Source organism: Escherichia sp. XD33 (genome assembly GCF_019375075.1).
GTDB lineage: Bacteria > Pseudomonadota > Gammaproteobacteria > Enterobacterales > Enterobacteriaceae > Enterobacter > Enterobacter flexneri_A.
The window spans coordinates 83,384-100,958 of sequence record NZ_JAENDM010000016.1 but is presented as its reverse complement, the minus strand read 5'-3'; the positions used below and the strand labels follow the sequence as shown (position 1 = coordinate 100,958).

General features: G+C 48.6%; 13 protein-coding genes and 1 CRISPR repeat array. Of the genes, 5 read left to right on the top strand and 8 right to left on the bottom strand.

The window, feature by feature from the left end:
* Nucleotides 1-322 precede the first annotated feature (322 nt).
* Together K0778_RS11935 and K0778_RS11930 are read left to right on the top strand one after the other, a co-directional pair.
* Nucleotides 323-1,600 carry a nitrate/nitrite transporter gene (locus K0778_RS11935; RefSeq protein WP_063084672.1) on the top strand — a complete coding sequence of 426 codons (1,278 nt, stop codon included), beginning with the start codon at nucleotides 323-325 and terminating at the stop codon, nucleotides 1,598-1,600.
* Nucleotides 1,601-1,626: 26 nt separating this feature from the next.
* On the top strand, nucleotides 1,627-3,105 hold the full coding sequence (locus tag K0778_RS11930; protein WP_063084673.1) for an FGGY-family carbohydrate kinase: 1,479 nt from the start codon (nucleotides 1,627-1,629) through the stop codon (nucleotides 3,103-3,105).
* A 638-nt stretch (nucleotides 3,106-3,743) separates the two neighbouring features.
* Nucleotides 3,744-4,138: a CRISPR direct-repeat array (repeat unit 29 nt; unit sequence CGGTTTATCCCCGCTGGCGCGGGGAACAC).
* A 339-nt stretch (nucleotides 4,139-4,477) separates the two neighbouring features.
* Here the strand turns inward: K0778_RS11930 and queE are convergent.
* Nucleotides 4,478-5,149, bottom strand: coding sequence for a 7-carboxy-7-deazaguanine synthase QueE (queE, locus tag K0778_RS11925; RefSeq protein WP_001199973.1), 672 nt, complete (start codon nucleotides 5,147-5,149; stop codon nucleotides 4,478-4,480).
* A 138-nt stretch (nucleotides 5,150-5,287) separates the two neighbouring features.
* Between queE and yqcG the strand changes: the two genes are divergently transcribed.
* Entirely contained in the window at nucleotides 5,288-5,428 is a 141-nt protein-coding gene (gene yqcG / locus K0778_RS11920) for a cell envelope stress response protein YqcG (protein ID WP_001288228.1), read from the top strand.
* Between the two features lie 13 nt (nucleotides 5,429-5,441).
* Nucleotides 5,442-6,314 carry a YgcG family protein gene (locus tag K0778_RS11915; protein WP_001268460.1) on the top strand — a complete coding sequence of 291 codons (873 nt, stop codon included), beginning with the start codon at nucleotides 5,442-5,444 and terminating at the stop codon, nucleotides 6,312-6,314.
* Between the two features lie 59 nt (nucleotides 6,315-6,373).
* Here the strand turns inward: K0778_RS11915 and eno are convergent, their stop codons facing one another.
* From eno to rlmD, 7 genes are all read right to left on the bottom strand, one after another.
* Nucleotides 6,374-7,672 carry a phosphopyruvate hydratase gene (eno, locus tag K0778_RS11910; protein WP_000036723.1) on the bottom strand — a complete coding sequence of 433 codons (1,299 nt, stop codon included), beginning with the start codon at nucleotides 7,670-7,672 and terminating at the stop codon, nucleotides 6,374-6,376.
* A gap of 87 nt (nucleotides 7,673-7,759) precedes the next feature.
* On the bottom strand, nucleotides 7,760-9,397 hold the full coding sequence (gene pyrG, locus K0778_RS11905; protein ID WP_000210878.1) for a glutamine hydrolyzing CTP synthase: 1,638 nt from the start codon (nucleotides 9,395-9,397) through the stop codon (nucleotides 7,760-7,762).
* Nucleotides 9,398-9,624: 227 nt separating this feature from the next.
* Nucleotides 9,625-10,416 (bottom strand): nucleoside triphosphate pyrophosphohydrolase, encoded by a 792-nt coding sequence (gene mazG, locus K0778_RS11900; protein WP_001071648.1) that lies wholly within the window; start codon nucleotides 10,414-10,416, stop codon nucleotides 9,625-9,627.
* A 70-nt stretch (nucleotides 10,417-10,486) separates the two neighbouring features.
* Nucleotides 10,487-10,822, bottom strand: a complete 336-nt coding sequence (mazF, locus tag K0778_RS11895) for an endoribonuclease MazF (RefSeq protein WP_000254738.1) — start codon at nucleotides 10,820-10,822, stop codon at nucleotides 10,487-10,489.
* Complete coding sequence (gene mazE / locus K0778_RS11890) at nucleotides 10,822-11,070, bottom strand: type II toxin-antitoxin system antitoxin MazE (RefSeq protein WP_000581941.1); 249 nt, start codon at nucleotides 11,068-11,070, stop codon at nucleotides 10,822-10,824. The genes mazF and mazE overlap by 1 nt, the downstream gene beginning before the upstream one ends.
* Before the next feature lie 77 nt (nucleotides 11,071-11,147).
* Nucleotides 11,148-13,382, bottom strand: coding sequence for a GTP diphosphokinase (gene relA, locus K0778_RS11885; RefSeq protein ID WP_000226815.1), 2,235 nt, complete (start codon nucleotides 13,380-13,382; stop codon nucleotides 11,148-11,150).
* 47 nt (nucleotides 13,383-13,429) lie between these two features.
* The gene (gene rlmD, locus K0778_RS11880; protein ID WP_000046812.1) at nucleotides 13,430-14,731 is read right to left on the bottom strand and encodes a 23S rRNA (uracil(1939)-C(5))-methyltransferase RlmD; all 1,302 of its coding nucleotides are present in this window, start codon (nucleotides 14,729-14,731) and stop codon (nucleotides 13,430-13,432) included.
* A gap of 56 nt (nucleotides 14,732-14,787) precedes the next feature.
* Here rlmD and barA point away from each other — a divergent pair, with 56 nt between their 5' ends.
* Complete coding sequence (gene barA / locus K0778_RS11875) at nucleotides 14,788-17,544, top strand: two-component sensor histidine kinase BarA (RefSeq protein ID WP_000186450.1); 2,757 nt, start codon at nucleotides 14,788-14,790, stop codon at nucleotides 17,542-17,544.
* Nucleotides 17,545-17,575 lie beyond the last annotated feature (31 nt).

Here is a 17,575-nt window from a genome sequence, read left to right as displayed (position 1 = left end):
TTCAGGCGAATGCTGTTTACGGGGTTTTTTACTGGTTGATACTGTTTTTGTCATGTGAGTCACCTCTGACTGAGAGTTTACTCACTTAGCCGCGTGTCCACTATTGCTGGGTAAGATCAAGCTGCTAATGTGATCGTAATCACAGTGTGATATTCGTATTGTCAAATAATTTTAAAAAGCAGAAGCGTGATTACTCTCACACAACACCTCTGCTTTCCATGTTATTTATTATTTCAATTACTAGAGACCTGAGAAAAGTAATCCACCTGAAAGGGCGGCTTACTTTTCTCTTTTTTTTGTCTATTACAAATGGGAATACGATATGCAACACAACTCATATCGCCGTTGGATAACCCTCGCGATAATTAGTTTTAGCGGCGGCGTTAGTTTCGACCTGGCTTATTTACGTTATATTTATCAAATTCCCATGGCGAAATTTATGGGATTCAGCAATACCGAGATAGGTTTAATAATGAGTACCTTTGGTATTGCTGCTATTATTCTTTATACCCCCAGCGGCGTTATTGCCGATAAATTTTCACACCGCAAAATGATTACTTCCGCGATGATCATTACCGGATTACTGGGTCTGTTAATGGCAACGTATCCACCGCTGTGGGTAATGCTCTGTATTCAGGTCGCCTTTGCAATAACAACGATTTTAATGCTGTGGTCGGTGTCGATTAAAGCCGCATCGTTGCTTGGCGATCATAGCGAGCAAGGGAAAATTATGGGCTGGATGGAAGGGCTGCGCGGCGTCGGTGTAATGTCGCTGGCGGTGTTTACCATGTGGGTCTTTTCTCGCTTTGCACCGGATGACAGCGCCAGCCTGAAAACGGTCATTATCATCTACAGTGTGTTTTACATCTTGTTGGGGATTCTGTGCTGGTTTTTTGTTAGCGATAACAACAACCTGCGCAGTGCCAACAACGAAGAAAAACAGTCATTCCAGCTTAGCGACATCCTGGCCGTTTTGCGCATCAGCACCACCTGGTATTGCAGCATGGTGATTTTTGGTGTCTTCACAATCTACGCCATTCTGAGTTACTCCACCAACTATCTGACCGAAATGTACGGCATGTCGCTGGTGGCGGCGAGCTACATGGGGATTGTGATCAACAAAATCTTCCGCGCGCTGTGCGGCCCACTTGGCGGCATTATCACCACCTACAGTAAAGTGAAATCCCCTACCCGCGTGATCCAAATCCTTTCCGTACTCGGCCTGCTGGCGTTAGCTGCCCTGCTCGTCACGAACTCTAACCCGCAATCGGTCGCGATGGGGATTGGCCTGATTTTACTGCTGGGATTCACCTGTTACGCCTCACGCGGGCTGTACTGGGCCTGCCCTGGCGAAGCGAGAACACCGTCTTACATTATGGGCACCACGGTAGGTATTTGTTCGGTGATTGGATTCCTGCCGGATGTCTTCGTTTACCCAATTATCGGCCACTGGCAAGACACCCTGCCCGCAGCAGAAGCCTACCGCAATATGTGGCTGATGGGCATGGCGGCGCTTGTCATGGTGATTGTCTTTACCTTTTTGCTGTTCCAAAAAATTCGTACTGCTGATAGCGCCCCCGCAATGGCTAGCAGCAAGTAAGCCAGGAAAATTACAGGAGAAAAATCATGTCGAAGAAATACATCATAGGGATTGATGGCGGAAGTCAGAGCACAAAAGTGGTGATGTACGATCTGGAAGGTAACGTGGTTTGCGAAGGCAAAGGCTTATTGCAGCCGATGCACACGCCAGATGCCGATACTGCAGAACATCCTGACGACGATTTATGGGCATCATTATGTTTTGCCGGTCACGATTTGATGAGTCAGTTTGCCGGAAATAAAGAAGATATTGTCGGTATTGGTCTGGGCTCCATCCGTTGCTGCCGTGCGTTATTGAAAGCCGATGGCACGCCTGCTGCGCCGTTGATTAGCTGGCAGGATGCACGCGTTACACGCCCTTACGAACATACGAATCCTGACGTGGCGTATGTCACCTCTTTTTCGGCTTATCTGACGCATCGCTTAACCGGCGAGTTTCAAGACAATATCGCCAACTATTTTGGTCAGTGGTCGGTGGATTATAAGAGCTGGGCATGGAGTGAAGATGCCGCAGTCATGGAGAAGTTTAATATCCCCCGTCATATGCTGTTTGATGTGCAAATGCCTGGTACCGTCCTCGGACATATCACACCACAAGCCGCGCTGGCGACACATTTCCCGGCAGGACTGCCGGTTGTTTGTACCACCAGTGATAAACCGGTAGAAGCTCTGGGGGCCGGATTACTGGATGATGAAACGGCGGTAATTTCTCTTGGCACTTACATCGCATTGATGATGAACGGCAAAGCACTGCCGAAAGATCCAGTAGCGTACTGGCCGATTATGTCTTCTATTCCGCAAACATTGCTGTATGAAGGTTACGGTATTCGCAAAGGCATGTGGACGGTGAGCTGGCTGCGCGACATGCTAGGCGAGTCGTTAATTCAGGATGCCAGGGCGCAGGATCTTTCACCGGAAGATTTACTCAACAAAAAAGCTTCTTGTGTGCCGCCAGGCTGTAATGGTCTGATGACGGTGCTGGACTGGCTGACCAATCCGTGGGAACCGTACAAACGCGGGATTATGATCGGCTTTGATTCCAGCATGGATTACGCATGGATATATCGTTCGATACTGGAAAGCGTGGCGCTGACGCTGAAGAACAATTACGACAATATATGTAATGAAATCAATCACTTTGCGAAGCATGTGATCATTACTGGCGGCGGTTCGAACAGCGATCTGTTTATGCAGATTTTTGCCGACGTGTTCAACCTTCCGGCACGACGTAACGCCATTAACGGTTGTGCAAGCCTGGGGGCAGCGATTAATACAGCGGTAGGTCTGGGGCTATACCCGGATTACGCAACGGCTGTCGATAACATGGTTCGCGTGAAAGATATCTTTATACCGATTGAGAGCAATGCCAAACGCTACGACGCGATGAATAAAGGCATTTTCAAAGACCTAACCAAACATACTGATGTGATCCTGAAAAAATCGTATGAAGTGATGCATGGGGAATTGGGGAATGTGGATTCGATCCAGAGCTGGTCGAATGCGTAAGTGAGGAAGGCCGGGCGGGAAACTGCCCGGCCTGAACATACCTGAATGGTTATCCCCGCTGACGCGGGGAACATAAGTTCGACAACTTAAAAAATGATAACAAGTCCGGTTTATCCCCGCTGATGCAGGGAACATAATAAAAACTTTAACTAGTTCGGTTTATCCCTGTTTTTACAAGGAATATTAACTACACTCGATGTCTTTAGAATAAAAGACAATACGAATCGCACTTTATCAATTTTCACTTAAAGTATGAACTGGATATCTTTATTCATAAGAACTATTCATCAACAGCGTATAGAGGCGGTTATGTAAAACCACTCATTAGCCTCAAAACAAAGACAAACTTCCAGATTTATTACTTAACCAATGAATAACAAGCTTAAAAAATATACTGTTATTCTAAAGAAAAAATTAACAGGCATTAATTCAATATTAAAAAAATAATAGATTAAAATTTCTTAACGATTTAAGAATCATACAAATAACACTTTGATTAAATTTAATTTTTTGTATCGATAATTGTGAACCTCTCTGGCATGGAGAACTATTTTGAACATGAGGTGTTACGTGGACATGTTGCTTATTACAAGTACTGCTAATATAAAAACTTGAGAAAGAGATAACGGGTTATATGGTGGTTTATCCCCGCTGGCGCGGGGAACTCGACAGAACGGCCTCAGTAGTCTCGTCAGGCTCCGGTTTATCCCCGCTGGCGCGGGGAACACCTGTTTTCGCAAATCTATGGACTATTGCTATTCGGTTTATCCCCGCTGGCGCGGGGAACACGGGCGCACGGAATACAAAGCCGTGTATCTGCTCGGTTTATCCCCGCTGGCGCGGGGAACACGCGTGTCGGCAAATCCCGAGGAAATAGAACCCCGGTTTATCCCCGCTGGCGCGGGGAACACGTACATACTCAAACGATTACTGAATCACAAAACGGTTTATCCCCGCTGGCGCGGGGAACACTCCAGCCACGCGCGCCCACCATTAATAGCGCCCGGTTTATCCCCGCTGGCGCGGGGAACACTCTAAACATAACCTATTATTAATTAATGATTTTTTAAGCCAGTCACAATCTACCAACTTTATAGTATCACACAAACAACACATCCATTATGTTAAAGAGCACTTAATCCATTGATTAAAAAGGTAAATATTTAAAATAACTCTATACAAACTAAAATCTACCAAACTTTACCGCAATAATTTTCACTCCAGCGAAAAATTAATGCCACAGAATTTGTAGAGAATGCTAATGATTAGCCCTGGATGGGTAAAATGGAGGAGTTTTCAGAGGCGACAAACAATATAAATGAGTAGAAGTCTTTACAGGTTCCACCCATTTATAACGCTTATAAATGTTTAATCAGGCAATATTTAGATATTTATGTGTTTGCATCGACAAACGCCAATTACGCGCAATGCAGGTTTCAATGCACAAACGTGTGGCATCATCCTTTTGGCTAATCGGCTGCAGTGCAATGACTCGCGGTTTATCATCGGTCAGCGTTGCCAGTAGTTCATCCAGTGCTTCAATATCGCGTACGCGCCCCACTGGATGCTTGATTTCGTTGGCTCGCTCCAGTGCCTGTGACAACACTTCATAGCCGCCGCGCATGTTCAGCTTTGGCGATACGGTAACCCAGGTATTCGGTGTGCAGCGTACCTCATGAGTACCACTGGTTTCGATCTGGCAGCTAAAACCGTTCTTTTCGAGCAGATCAGTCAGTGGCAGCAAATCATGAATGCAAGGCTCACCACCCGTAATCACCACATGCCGCGCGGTGTATCCCTGGCGACCAATGACAGCCAGCAAATCTTCACTGCTCGCAGCCCCCCACTTATCACTCTCTTTGGTCTTCGCCAGAATGCTGAAAAGGGAGACTTCCCGATCCTCAAGCTTTTCCCAGGTGTGTTTGGTGTCGCACCAGGCACAGCCAACCGGGCATCCCTGTAAACGAATAAAAATGGCGGGAACGCCGGTAAAGTAACCCTCACCTTGCAGGGTCTGGAACATCTCGTTAATCGGGTACTGCATAGCATTCTCTGTGAAGTGGATAATTGTTAATTATTGCAGATCCTGCCACAACAATCATGTCTTATTAACATTCTGTTACAGGCAGGTTTAAAGAAAAATGCGAAACATATCGTTAATAATTAAAGGGAGTAACGTATTATGTCAGAAGAAAATAAAGAAAATGGATTTAATCATGTCAAAACATTCACCAAAATTATATTTATTTTTTCTGTATTAGTTTTTAATGATAACGAATATAAAATTACCGATGCCGCCGTCAATTTATTTATCCAGATTTAATGAGAAATTTATAATGCGCTATTTCATACTAATGTTCACTTTCGTATGTTCCTTTGTTGCAGCCCAACCAACTATTGTCCCACAATTACAGCAACAAGTTACGGATCTTACGAGTAGCTTAAACTCACAAGAAAAGAAAGAACTGACGCACAAGTTAGAATCTATTTTCAATAATACCCAAGTGCAAATTGCCGTATTAATTGTTCCCACAACCAAAGACGAGACAATTGAACAATATGCTACAAGAGTTTTTGACAATTGGCGTTTAGGAGATGCCAAACGTAATGATGGGATACTGATCGTTGTTGCCTGGTCGGATCGCACTGTCCGCATCCAGGTAGGTTATGGGCTGGAAGAAAAGGTAACCGATGCTCTGGCTGGAGATATCATCCGTAGCAACATGATACCCGCATTTAAACAACAAAAATTAGCTAAGGGATTAGAGCTAGCTATAAACGCTTTGAATAACCAACTCACTTCACAACACCAATATCCGACTAATCCTTCAGAAAGTGAATCAGCGTCTTCCAGTGATCATTATTACTTTGCTATTTTTTGGGTATTTGCAGTGATGTTCTTCCCTTTCTGGTTTTTTCATCAAGGCAGTAATTTTTGTCGCGCATGTAAAAGTGGAGTCTGTATTTCAGCAATCTATCTTTTAGATTTATTCCTGTTCTCCGATAAAATTTTTTCCATTGCTGTATTTTCCTTCTTTTTTACTTTCACCATATTTATGGTCTTTACCTGTTTATGTGTACTTCAGAAAAGAGCATCTGGTAGAAGTTATCATTCAGACAACAGCGGTTCCGCTGGAGGCTCAGATAGCGGCGGATTTAGCGGCGGGGGCGGTTCTTCTGGAGGTGGCGGCGCATCCGGCCGCTGGTAACTCAACCATAAAAAATGCCAGCCCGGAGGCTGGCATTTTTAAATCAGATAAAGTCAGTCTTATGCCTGGCCTTTGATCTCTTTACGACCGTTGTACGGTGCTTTTTCGCCCAGAGCTTCTTCGATACGAATCAGCTGGTTGTATTTAGCAACACGGTCAGAACGGCTCATAGAACCAGTTTTGATCTGGCCTGCAGCAGTACCAACAGCCAGGTCAGCGATGGTAGCGTCTTCAGTTTCGCCAGAACGGTGAGAGATAACTGCAGTGTAGCCAGCATCTTTCGCCATCTTGATTGCAGCCAGAGTTTCGGTCAGAGAACCGATCTGGTTGAATTTGATCAGGATGGAGTTAGCGATACCTTTTTCGATACCTTCTTTCAGGATCTTGGTGTTGGTTACGAACAGGTCGTCACCAACCAGCTGGATTTTGTCGCCCAGAACTTTGGTCTGGTATGCGAAACCGTCCCAGTCAGATTCGTCCAGACCGTCTTCGATAGAAACGATCGGGTACTGTTTGGTCAGTTCTTCCAGGAAGTGAGTGAATTCTTCAGAGGTGAACGCTTTGTTGCCTTCGCCAGCCAGAACGTATTTACCATCTTTGTAGAATTCAGAAGCTGCGCAGTCCATCGCCAAAGTGATGTCTTTGCCCAGTTCATAACCAGCAGCTTTAACAGCTTCAGCGATAACAGCCAGAGCTTCAGCGTTGGAACCCAGGTTCGGCGCATAGCCACCTTCGTCACCAACAGCAGTGTTCATGCCTTTCGCTTTCAGAACTTTTGCCAGGTGATGGAAAACTTCAGAACCCATGCGGATGGCTTCTTTCACAGTTTTCGCGCCAACCGGCTGAATCATGAATTCCTGGATATCAACGTTGTTGTCAGCGTGCTCACCACCGTTGATGATGTTCATCATCGGAACCGGCATAGAGTATTTGCCCGGAGTACCGTTCAGTTCAGCGATGTGCTCGTACAGCGGCATACCTTTAGCAGCTGCAGCAGCTTTGGCGTTAGCCAGAGATACAGCCAGGATTGCGTTCGCGCCGAATTTGGATTTGTTTTCGGTGCCGTCCAGGTCGATCATGATCTTGTCAATGCCAGCCTGATCTTTAGCATCTTTGCCAATCAGCGCCTGAGCGATCGGGCCGTTTACCGCAGCAACAGCTTTGGTTACGCCTTTACCCAGGAAACGGGATTTGTCGCCATCGCGCAGTTCCAGAGCTTCACGGGAACCAGTAGAAGCACCTGACGGAGCAGCTGCCATACCGACGAAACCACCCTCCAGATGTACTTCGGCTTCAACAGTCGGGTTACCACGGGAGTCGATGATTTCACGACCGATGATTTTTACGATTTTGGACATTAGGTTTTCCTCAAGTCACTAGTTAAACTGAAACTCCAGACAAACAACGCGTACCCAGGGTACGCGTTGCCGCTCTAACTTTTTTACTTACTTCGCCTGACGTTTCTGGAACTCGCTGGCGGCTTTCACAAAGCCTGCAAACAGCGGGTGACCATCACGTGGAGTAGAAGTAAACTCCGGATGGAACTGGCAAGCCACGAACCACGGGTGATTCGGAACTTCGATGATCTCGACCAACTGATCATCCCCGGAACGGCCCGCAACGCGCAGACCTGCATCTTCAATCTGTTTCAACAGCATGTTGTTGACTTCGTAACGGTGACGATGACGCTCAACAATTGTCGGCGCATTGTACAGCTGGCGAACCAGGCTATCGTCAACCAACTGGCACTGCTGTGCGCCGAGACGCATGGTACCGCCGAGATCGCTCTTCTCGCTACGAACTTCAACGTTGCCGTTTTCATCGCGCCACTCGGTAATCAGCGCCACAACCGGGTACTTACAGTCTGGCACAAATTCCGTAGAGTTGGCGTTCTCCATGTTGGCAACATGGCGAGCGTAATCAATTAACGCCACCTGCATACCCAGGCAAATGCCCAGATAAGGAATATTGTTCTCACGCGCAAAACGCGCGGTCGTAATCATGCCTTCTACGCCACGATAGCCGAAACCGCCAGGTACGAGGATTGCGTCCAGACCTTTAAGGATTTCAACGCCGCGCGTTTCAACATCTTGTGAATCGATCAGTTTGATGTTGACGCTGACACGATTCTTCAGCCCACCGTGTTTCAGTGCTTCGATCACTGATTTATAAGCATCCGGCAGTTCAATGTACTTGCCGACCATACCGATGGTGACTTCACTTACCGGGTTCGCTTCTTCGAAGATAACCTGTTCCCATTCGGACAGATTCGCTTCCGGGCAGTTTAAGCTGAATCGTTTACAAATATAATCGTCCAGCCCCTGAGATTTCAACAGGCCCGGAATTTTATAGATGGAATCGACGTCTTTCAGAGAAATAACCGCTTTTTCCGGAACATTACAGAACAATGCAATCTTCGCACGTTCGTTCGCCGGAACAGCGCGATCTGAACGACAAATCAGGATGTCAGGCTGGATACCGATGGAGAGCAGCTCTTTTACAGAGTGCTGAGTCGGTTTGGTTTTGACTTCACCAGACGCTGCCATGTACGGCACCAGCGTCAGGTGCATAAACAGAGTGTGCTCACGGCCAATTTCAACAGCCATCTGGCGAATCGCTTCGAGGAACGGCAAGGATTCGATATCACCTACTGTACCGCCGATTTCTACCAGTACTACGTCATGACCTTCGCCACCTTCCAGCACGCGCTCTTTGATTGCGTTAGTGATGTGCGGAATAACCTGCACGGTTGCGCCGAGGTAGTCACCGCGGCGTTCTTTACGCAGAACGTCAGAGTAGATACGACCCGTGGTGAAGTTGTTGCGGCGGCTCATTTTGGTACGAATGAAACGCTCGTAGTGCCCCAGGTCCAGGTCGGTTTCAGCGCCGTCTTCAGTAACGAACACTTCCCCGTGTTGGATTGGGCTCATAGTACCTGGATCGACGTTGATGTACGGATCCAGTTTCATGATGGTCACATTGAGGCCACGGGCTTCAAGAATGGCTGCGAGGGAGGCTGCGGCAATGCCTTTACCCAGAGAGGATACGACCCCGCCGGTCACAAAAATATAGTTCGTTGTCATGCTGAACCTGAGAAGTTAGGTTGAAAAGACGATGGAATAACCAGGACGGGAAAGCAGTATACCCGAACATGACCTGTGCCACAAACTTTCATTATCCCTCCTCTTCGCCAGCGCACTATTGAAATCAGGAGTGAGAAAATAGCCCCTTTGGGGTAAATGTTTTTGACGCAAATCAAGCGCTTGTCATTTAAAAAATGACACAAATGGCGCTTGACCGCGTAATTCCCTTAGAGATCAATTTCCTGCCGTTTTACCTGTTGCCAGACTTCTTCCATTGTTTCGAGGTCAACACCTGTCATTTCCAGTCCACGCGCGGCAACAATACGCTCCACTTCGCGAAAACGACGCTCGAATTTTTCGTTCGCTTTTTGCAATGCGATTTCTGCTTTCGTCCCTAAATGGCGAGCCAGATTAACCGTGGCAAACAGCAGGTCCCCCATTTCCTCCTCCAGTTTAGCCTGGTCGACAACAGCCTGCCGCGCTTCGTACATCACCTCGTCGATCTCTTCGTAGACTTTATCGACTACCGGACCAAGCGTCGTCCAATCGAAGCCAACGTTGGCGCAACGTTTCTGGATTTTTTGCGCACGCATTAAAGCCGGTAAACTACGAGGAATATCGTCCAGCGCCGAATGCTGCGCTTTCTGCGCGCGCTCTTCGGTTTTGATTTGCTCCCAACGGGCAAGCACTTCACTACTGTTTTCGGCAGAACTGTCAGCAAAAACATGCGGATGGCGACGCTCTAATTTATCGCTAATCGCAGCGCAAATATCATTAAAGTCAAAGCGCCCTTCTTCCTGAGCCATTTGCGCGTAAAACACCACCTGGAACAGCAGATCGCCGAGTTCACCGCGCAGATCGTCAAAATCTTCACGGGCGATGGCGTCCAGCACTTCGTAGGTTTCTTCAAGGGTGTAAGGCGCAATGGTGGCAAATGTCTGCTCTTTATCCCACGGGCAGCCGTTTTCCGGATCGCGCAGGCGCTGCATAATAGTGAGCAAACGGTCGATTTGATTCATTGAATTGTCCTGAAAATTGCGGGTCTGTCAGGTGGAAACCTGTGACCAGAATAGAAGTAAGTTAGTAACACTACCCAATCAGTACGTTAATTTTGGCTTTAATGAGTTGTAATTCCTCTGGGGCAACTGTTCCTTTCTTCGTTGCTCCTCTTGCCCGCCAGGCGATACTTTTTACCTGATCAGCTAACGCTACGCCATCACGTTCCTGACCGGATAAAACAACTTCGAACGGATATCCTTTTGATTGCGTTGTACAAGGAACACACAGACACATACCTGTTTTGTTGTTGTACATGAAAGGACTCAGGACAACAGCTGGACGATGTCCAGCTTGCTCGCTACCTTTTGTCGGGTCAAAATCAACCCAAATCAGATCGCCCATATCGGGTACGTATCGGCTTACCATTACCAGACTTCCTTATCTTTCGGCTCTCCCCAGTCGATATTCTCGTGGAGGTTTTCCGGCGTGATGTCGTTGACCAGTTCAGCAAGCGTAAATACGGGCTCTTTACGCACTGGCTCAATAATTAATTTGCCATCCACCAGGTCAATCTTCACTTCATCATCAATATTCAGATTGAGCGCCTGCATTAACGTAGTCGGGATCCGCACCGCCGGTGAATTTCCCCAACGCTTTACGCTACTGTGGATCATAACCCTTTCCTCAAACCGCTATCATATGTAGATACAGTGTATATCAATCTACATTGTAGATACGAGCAAATTTCGGCCTAACTCCCGTGCAACCGACGCGCGTCGATAACATCCGGCACCTGGTTGAGTTTACCCAGCACGCGCCCCAGCACTTGCAGGTTGTAAATCTCAATGGTCATGTCGATGGTCGCCAGTTGCTGTTTGGTGTCGCTACGGCTGGCAACGCCAAGCACGTTCACCTTCTCGTTGGCGAGAATGGTCGTGATATCACGTAACAACCCACTACGATCATTAGCTACCACGCGGACCACCAGCGAATATCCGGCGGAGTAGCTCTCACCCCATACCGCGTCAACAATGCGTTCTGGCGCATGGGAGCGCAGTTCCGCCAGTTGTTCGCAATCGGCGCGGTGTACTGAAATACCGCGCCCCTGGGTAATGAAGCCGACAATCTCATCTCCAGGAATCGGCTGGCAGCAGCGCGCGATGTGGTGCATCAGGTTGCCAACACCTTCGACTACCACGCGACCGTTATCTTTACTGCGGTTTTGCGGCGTGTAGCTTTTTTGCTGAAGTTGCTTCAGCGCGGCGGCGTCCTGCTCTTCGGCACTCGGCTTATTAAATTGCGATTGCAGGAAGTTCACCATCTGATTGAGACGGATATCCCCGCCACCAATCGCCGCCAGCAACTCGTCGACATCATTGAAGTTGTAACGCGGCAGCAGATGTTTTTCTGCTTCTTTCAGGCTGATCCCCAGATGTTCCAGCTCGTCGTCAAGGATTTGCCGCCCAGCCAGAATGTTTTTGTCACGGTCCTGTTTACGGAACCAGGCGTGAATTTTCGAACGCCCACGGCTGGTTGTGACGTAACCGAGGTTTGGGTTTAACCAGTCACGGCTGGGGTTCGGCTGTTTCTGGGTGATAATTTCAATCTGGTCGCCCATCTGCAGCTGGTAGGTGAACGGCACAATGCGCCCGCCAATTTTTGCCCCAATGCAGCGGTGTCCGACATCACTGTGGATGTGGTAAGCGAAGTCCAGCGGCGTTGATCCCGCAGGCAAATCAACGACATCACCTTTCGGCGTAAAGACGTACACTCGGTCGTCAAAGACCTGGCTGCGTACTTCGTCGAGCATTTCGCCGGAATCAGCCATCTCTTCCTGCCATGCAATCAGTTTACGCAGCCAGGCAATCCGGTCTTCATGTCCCGAACGTGCGCCGCCAGCAGCCGCGCCCTCTTTATATTTCCAGTGCGCAGCAACACCCAACTCTGCATCTTCATGCATCTGTTTGGTGCGGATTTGGATCTCAACGGTTTTGCCACCTGGCCCCAGAACCACGGTATGAATAGACTGATAACCGTTTGGTTTCGGGTTAGCGACGTAATCGTCAAACTCATCCGGCAGGTGGCGATAGTGAGTGTGCACTATCCCCAGTGCGGCATAACAATCCTGTAAACGCTCGGCGACAATACGTACCGCACGCACATCAAACAGCTCATCAAAGGCGAGGTTCTTTTTCTGCATTTTACGCCAGATGCTGTAGATGTGTTTCGGACGACCATACACTTCCGCTTTAACGCCTTCAGCTTTCATCTCAGCGCGCAGATGACCAACGAACTCTTCGATGTAGTGTTCGCGGTCGAGACGCCGTTCATGCAGCAGTTTGGCAATTCGTTTGTATTCGGTTGGATGGAGGTAACGGAAGCAGTAATCTTCCAGTTCCCATTTCAGTTGTCCGATTCCGAGACGGTTAGCCAGCGGTGCGTAGATGTTGGTACACTCTTTTGCCGCCAGTACACGTTCATCTTCCGGCGCATCTTTTACTTCGCGCAGATGAGCAATACGCTCCGCCAGTTTGATGACTACGCAGCGAAAATCATCGACCATCGCCAATAACATCCGGCGAACGTTATCGACCTGTTCGGAGGAAACAGAATCAGTGTGCGTCGCTTTCAGCTGGCGGATCGCCGCCATATCACGCACGCCGTGAATAAGGTTAACGACCGACTTACCGACGCTCTCACGCAGCACATCTTCGCTGACTACGTTGGCATCCGCCAGAGGGAAAAGCAGCGCCGCCCGCAGCGTGTCAATGTCCATACTTAATGTCGAGAGGATCTCCACCATCTCAACACCACGCCACAATAACAGACTGGCATCCGGATGCCCCTGCGTCTGTTGCAGACAATACGCCCAGGTTTCGGCTAAGCACTCACACGACTTCTGGCTGGTAATACCCAGACTTGCGATCCATTTTTCCGGATCAAATTCACCAGCCTTATTGATATGTGCACTTCTTACCGCAACCATCGTCCTCTCCTTTAGGGACCAGACCTGCCGAAATCGGCAAATCGCAACTATTTAACGCGCGAGAAAAGTACCATCGATTCCAGATGTCCCGTGTGTGGGAACATATCCAGCATCGCCAGTCGCGCAATGGTATATCCTGCTTTTAATAACGCTTCGCTATCCCGAGCCAGCGTTGCAGGGTTACAGGATACATAAACTATACGAATAGGTTCCAGTTTTATAATTTGCTGCATAACACCTGCGGCACCTGCTCGCGCCGGGTCCAGCAACACTTTATCGAAGCCGTTTTTCGCCCACGGCTGCTTTGTGACATCTTCTTCAAGATTTTCATGATAAAACGTCACATTCTGTAAGCCATTAAGACGCGCATTCTGCTGGCCTTTTTCCACCAGCGCCGGAACACCTTCTACACCCACCACACTGGCAGCTTGTGTCGCCAATGGCAGTGTAAAGTTGCCCATACCGCAGAACAGATCCAGTACGCGATCTTCAGGTTGCACATCCAGCCATTCCAACGCACGCGCTACCATTTTTTGGTTCACACCCGCATTGACCTGAATAAAATCGCGCGGGCTAAAAGTTAAGCGCAACCCGTTTGAGTCATACCAGGGCATCTCACCAGAGACGGTTTCGAGTATCTCACTATCGGGGGCGAGATACAGATCCAGGCCTTCAGAATGCGAAAAGCGTTCCAGTTTTTCGCGATCTGCCGAACTTAGCGGTGCGGTATGGCGCAAAATCATCAGCGTGCCGCTGGTTGCCTGTACCAGTTCAACATGACCAAGATGGCGCATAGCTTGTAAGCTGCCCAGACATGCCCTGACTTTGGGCAGCAATGCTTCAAGTTGGGGCGCTAAAATGGGGCATTGTTTGACGTCGACAATGTCACTGGAGCCCGCTTTGCGAAACCCCATCTGAAGTTGCTGTGTTTTCGGTAAGTAGTTCAGACTTAAACGCGCGCGACGGCGATAGCCCCAGGGAACATCGGCGATCACTTCAGAGACATCGTGTTTCATTAATCGGGCGAGTGCCGCACTTTTGCTTCGCTGCTGTAAATCCACGCTGGCGTGTTGTTGCTGACAGCCACCGCATACGCCAAAATGAGGACAGCGTGGCGTTTCGCGTTCCGGGCTATCGCTTAACCGGCGTACGACTTTAGCGCGGGCATACTGTTTTTTATCTTCAGTAACAGTAACTTCCGCGTTTTCCTGCGGCAATAATCCGGGGATAAATAGCGTTTTGCCGTTATGTCGCGCCACGCCCTGACCAAAAGAGTCGAGGTCGTTGACTGAAACGGTTATGATCTGACGCGTCGTCGTGCGTCGTTTTGCAGAGTAGAATTGCGCCATTGGCGAGACTTTCTCAATTTAACAGTGTGACCTTAATTGTCCCATAACGGAACTCCATGACCAACTACAGCCTGCGCGCACGCATGATGATTCTGATCCTGGCACCGACCGTCCTTATTGGTTTATTGCTGAGTATCTTTTTCGTCGTGCATCGCTATAACGACTTGCAGCGTCAACTGGAAGATGCCGGTGCCAGCATTATTGAGCCGCTTGCAGTTTCTACTGAATATGGCATGAGCCTGCAAAATCGCGAATCTATCGGTCAGTTAATAAGCGTACTGCATCGTCGCCATTCCGATATTGTTCGCGCGATTTCGGTTTATGATGAAAATAACCGACTCTTTGTCACCTCCAATTTTCATCTTGATCCCTCATCAATGCAGCTCGGCAGCAACGTGCCGTTTCCTCGCCAGCTCACTGTCACTCGTGACGGCGATATTATGATCCTCCGCACGCCGATTATTTCTGAGAGTTACTCCCCCGACGAATCGCCCAGTAGCGATGCCAAAAATAGTCAAAATATGTTGGGATATATTGCGCTGGAGCTGGATCTTAAATCGGTTCGCTTGCAGCAATATAAAGAGATCTTTATTTCCAGCGTGATGATGCTGTTTTGTATCGGTATTGCGCTTATTTTTGGCTGGCGCTTAATGCGCGATGTAACCGGTCCGATTCGCAACATGGTGAATACCGTCGACCGCATCCGTCGCGGGCAACTCGACAGCCGGGTGGAAGGATTTATGCTCGGCGAGCTGGATATGCTGAAAAACGGTATCAACTCGATGGCAATGTCGCTGGCTGCTTATCACGAAGAGATGCAGCACAATATCGACCAGGCGACGTCCGATCTGCGTGAAACGCTGGAGCAGATGGAAATTCAGAACGTTGAGTTAGATCTGGCGAAAAAGCGCGCCCAGGAAGCGGCACGTATTAAATCCGAGTTTCTGGCAAATATGTCACACGAGCTGCGTACACCACTGAATGGTGTTATTGGCTTTACCCGCCTGACGCTGAAAACAGAATTAACACCAACGCAGCGCGATCACCTGAATACGATTGAACGTTCGGCAAATAATTTGCTGGCAATTATTAATGATGTTCTCGACTTCTCGAAACTGGAAGCAGGTAAGCTGATTCTGGAAAGTATTCCATTCCCACTACGCAGCACGCTGGATGAAGTCGTTACTCTGCTGGCACATTCTTCTCACGATAAAGGGTTAGAACTGACGCTCAATATTAAAAGCGACGTGCCTGATAACGTGATCGGCGACCCGCTGCGATTACAGCAAATCATCACTAACCTGGTGGGGAATGCAATTAAATTCACCGAGAATGGCAACATTGATATTCTGGTAGAAAAACGTGCGCTGAGTAATACCAAAGTGCAGATTGAAGTGCAGATTCGGGATACCGGCATTGGTATTCCTGAACGCGATCAATCGCGCTTATTCCAGGCCTTCCGACAGGCTGATGCCAGTATTTCCCGCCGTCATGGTGGCACCGGGCTGGGGCTGGTGATTACACAAAAACTGGTTAATGAAATGGGCGGCGATATTTCGTTCCATAGCCAGCCGAATCGCGGTTCAACTTTCTGGTTCCACATTAATCTCGATCTGAACCCGAACATTATTATCGAAGGGCCATCCACCCAGTGCCTCGCAGGTAAGCGCCTGGCCTATGTCGAACCAAACTCCGCAGCAGCGCAATGCACGCTGGATATTTTAAGTGAAACGCCGCTGGAAGTGGTTTATAGCCCAACGTTCTCCGCGCTGCCTCCCGCGCATTACGACATGATGTTGTTAGGCATCGCGGTGACCTTCCGCGAGCCGTTAACAATGCAACATGAGCGATTAGCGAAAGCGGTATCGATGACCGATTTCCTGATGCTGGCACTTCCTTGCCATGCACAAGTCAATGCTGAAAAACTCAAGCAAGATGGTATCGGCGCGTGTCTGCTGAAACCATTAACACCTACACGCCTGTTGCCTGCCCTGACGGAATTTTGTCATCACAAACAAAACACGCTTTTGCCTGTAACCGATGAAAGTAAGCTGGCAATGACAGTCATGGCGGTTGATGACAACCCCGCTAACCTGAAACTTATCGGCGCATTGCTGGAAGATATGGTGCAACATGTGGAACTTTGCGATAGCGGGCATCAGGCGGTTGAACGGGCGAAACAGATGCCGTTCGATTTGATCTTAATGGATATTCAAATGCCGGACATGGATGGCATTCGGGCCTGCGAACTCATCCACCAACTCCCGCATCAGCAACAAACGCCGGTTATCGCGGTAACGGCGCATGCAATGGCCGGGCAAAAAGAGAAGCTGCTTGGCGCAGGGATGAGCGATTATCTGGCGAAACCGATTGAAGAAGAGCGATTGCATAATTTGTTGTTGCGCTACAAGCCTGGCAGCGGTATTTCCTCTCGCGTCGTGACGCCCGAAGTCAACGAAATTGTGGTGAACCCGAATGCGACCCTCGACTGGCAACTGGCACTACGCCAGGCAGCAGGAAAAACCGATTTAGCGCGCGATATGCTGCAAATGTTACTCGATTTCCTGCCTGAAGTTCGCAACAAAGTTGAGGAACAGCTGGTTGGAGAAAACCCGGAAGGCCTGGTTGATTTGATTCATAAACTGCATGGCAGTTGCGGCTATAGCGGTGTGCCACGTATGAAGAATCTCTGCCAACTGATCGAACAACAGCTACGTAGCGGTACTAAAGAAGAAGATTTGGAACCGGAGCTGCTGGAACTGTTGGACGAGATGGATAATGTCGCGCGCGAAGCCAGCAAAATTCTCGGGTAATGGATGTCTTGTCGAGTAGCAATCGGCTTTT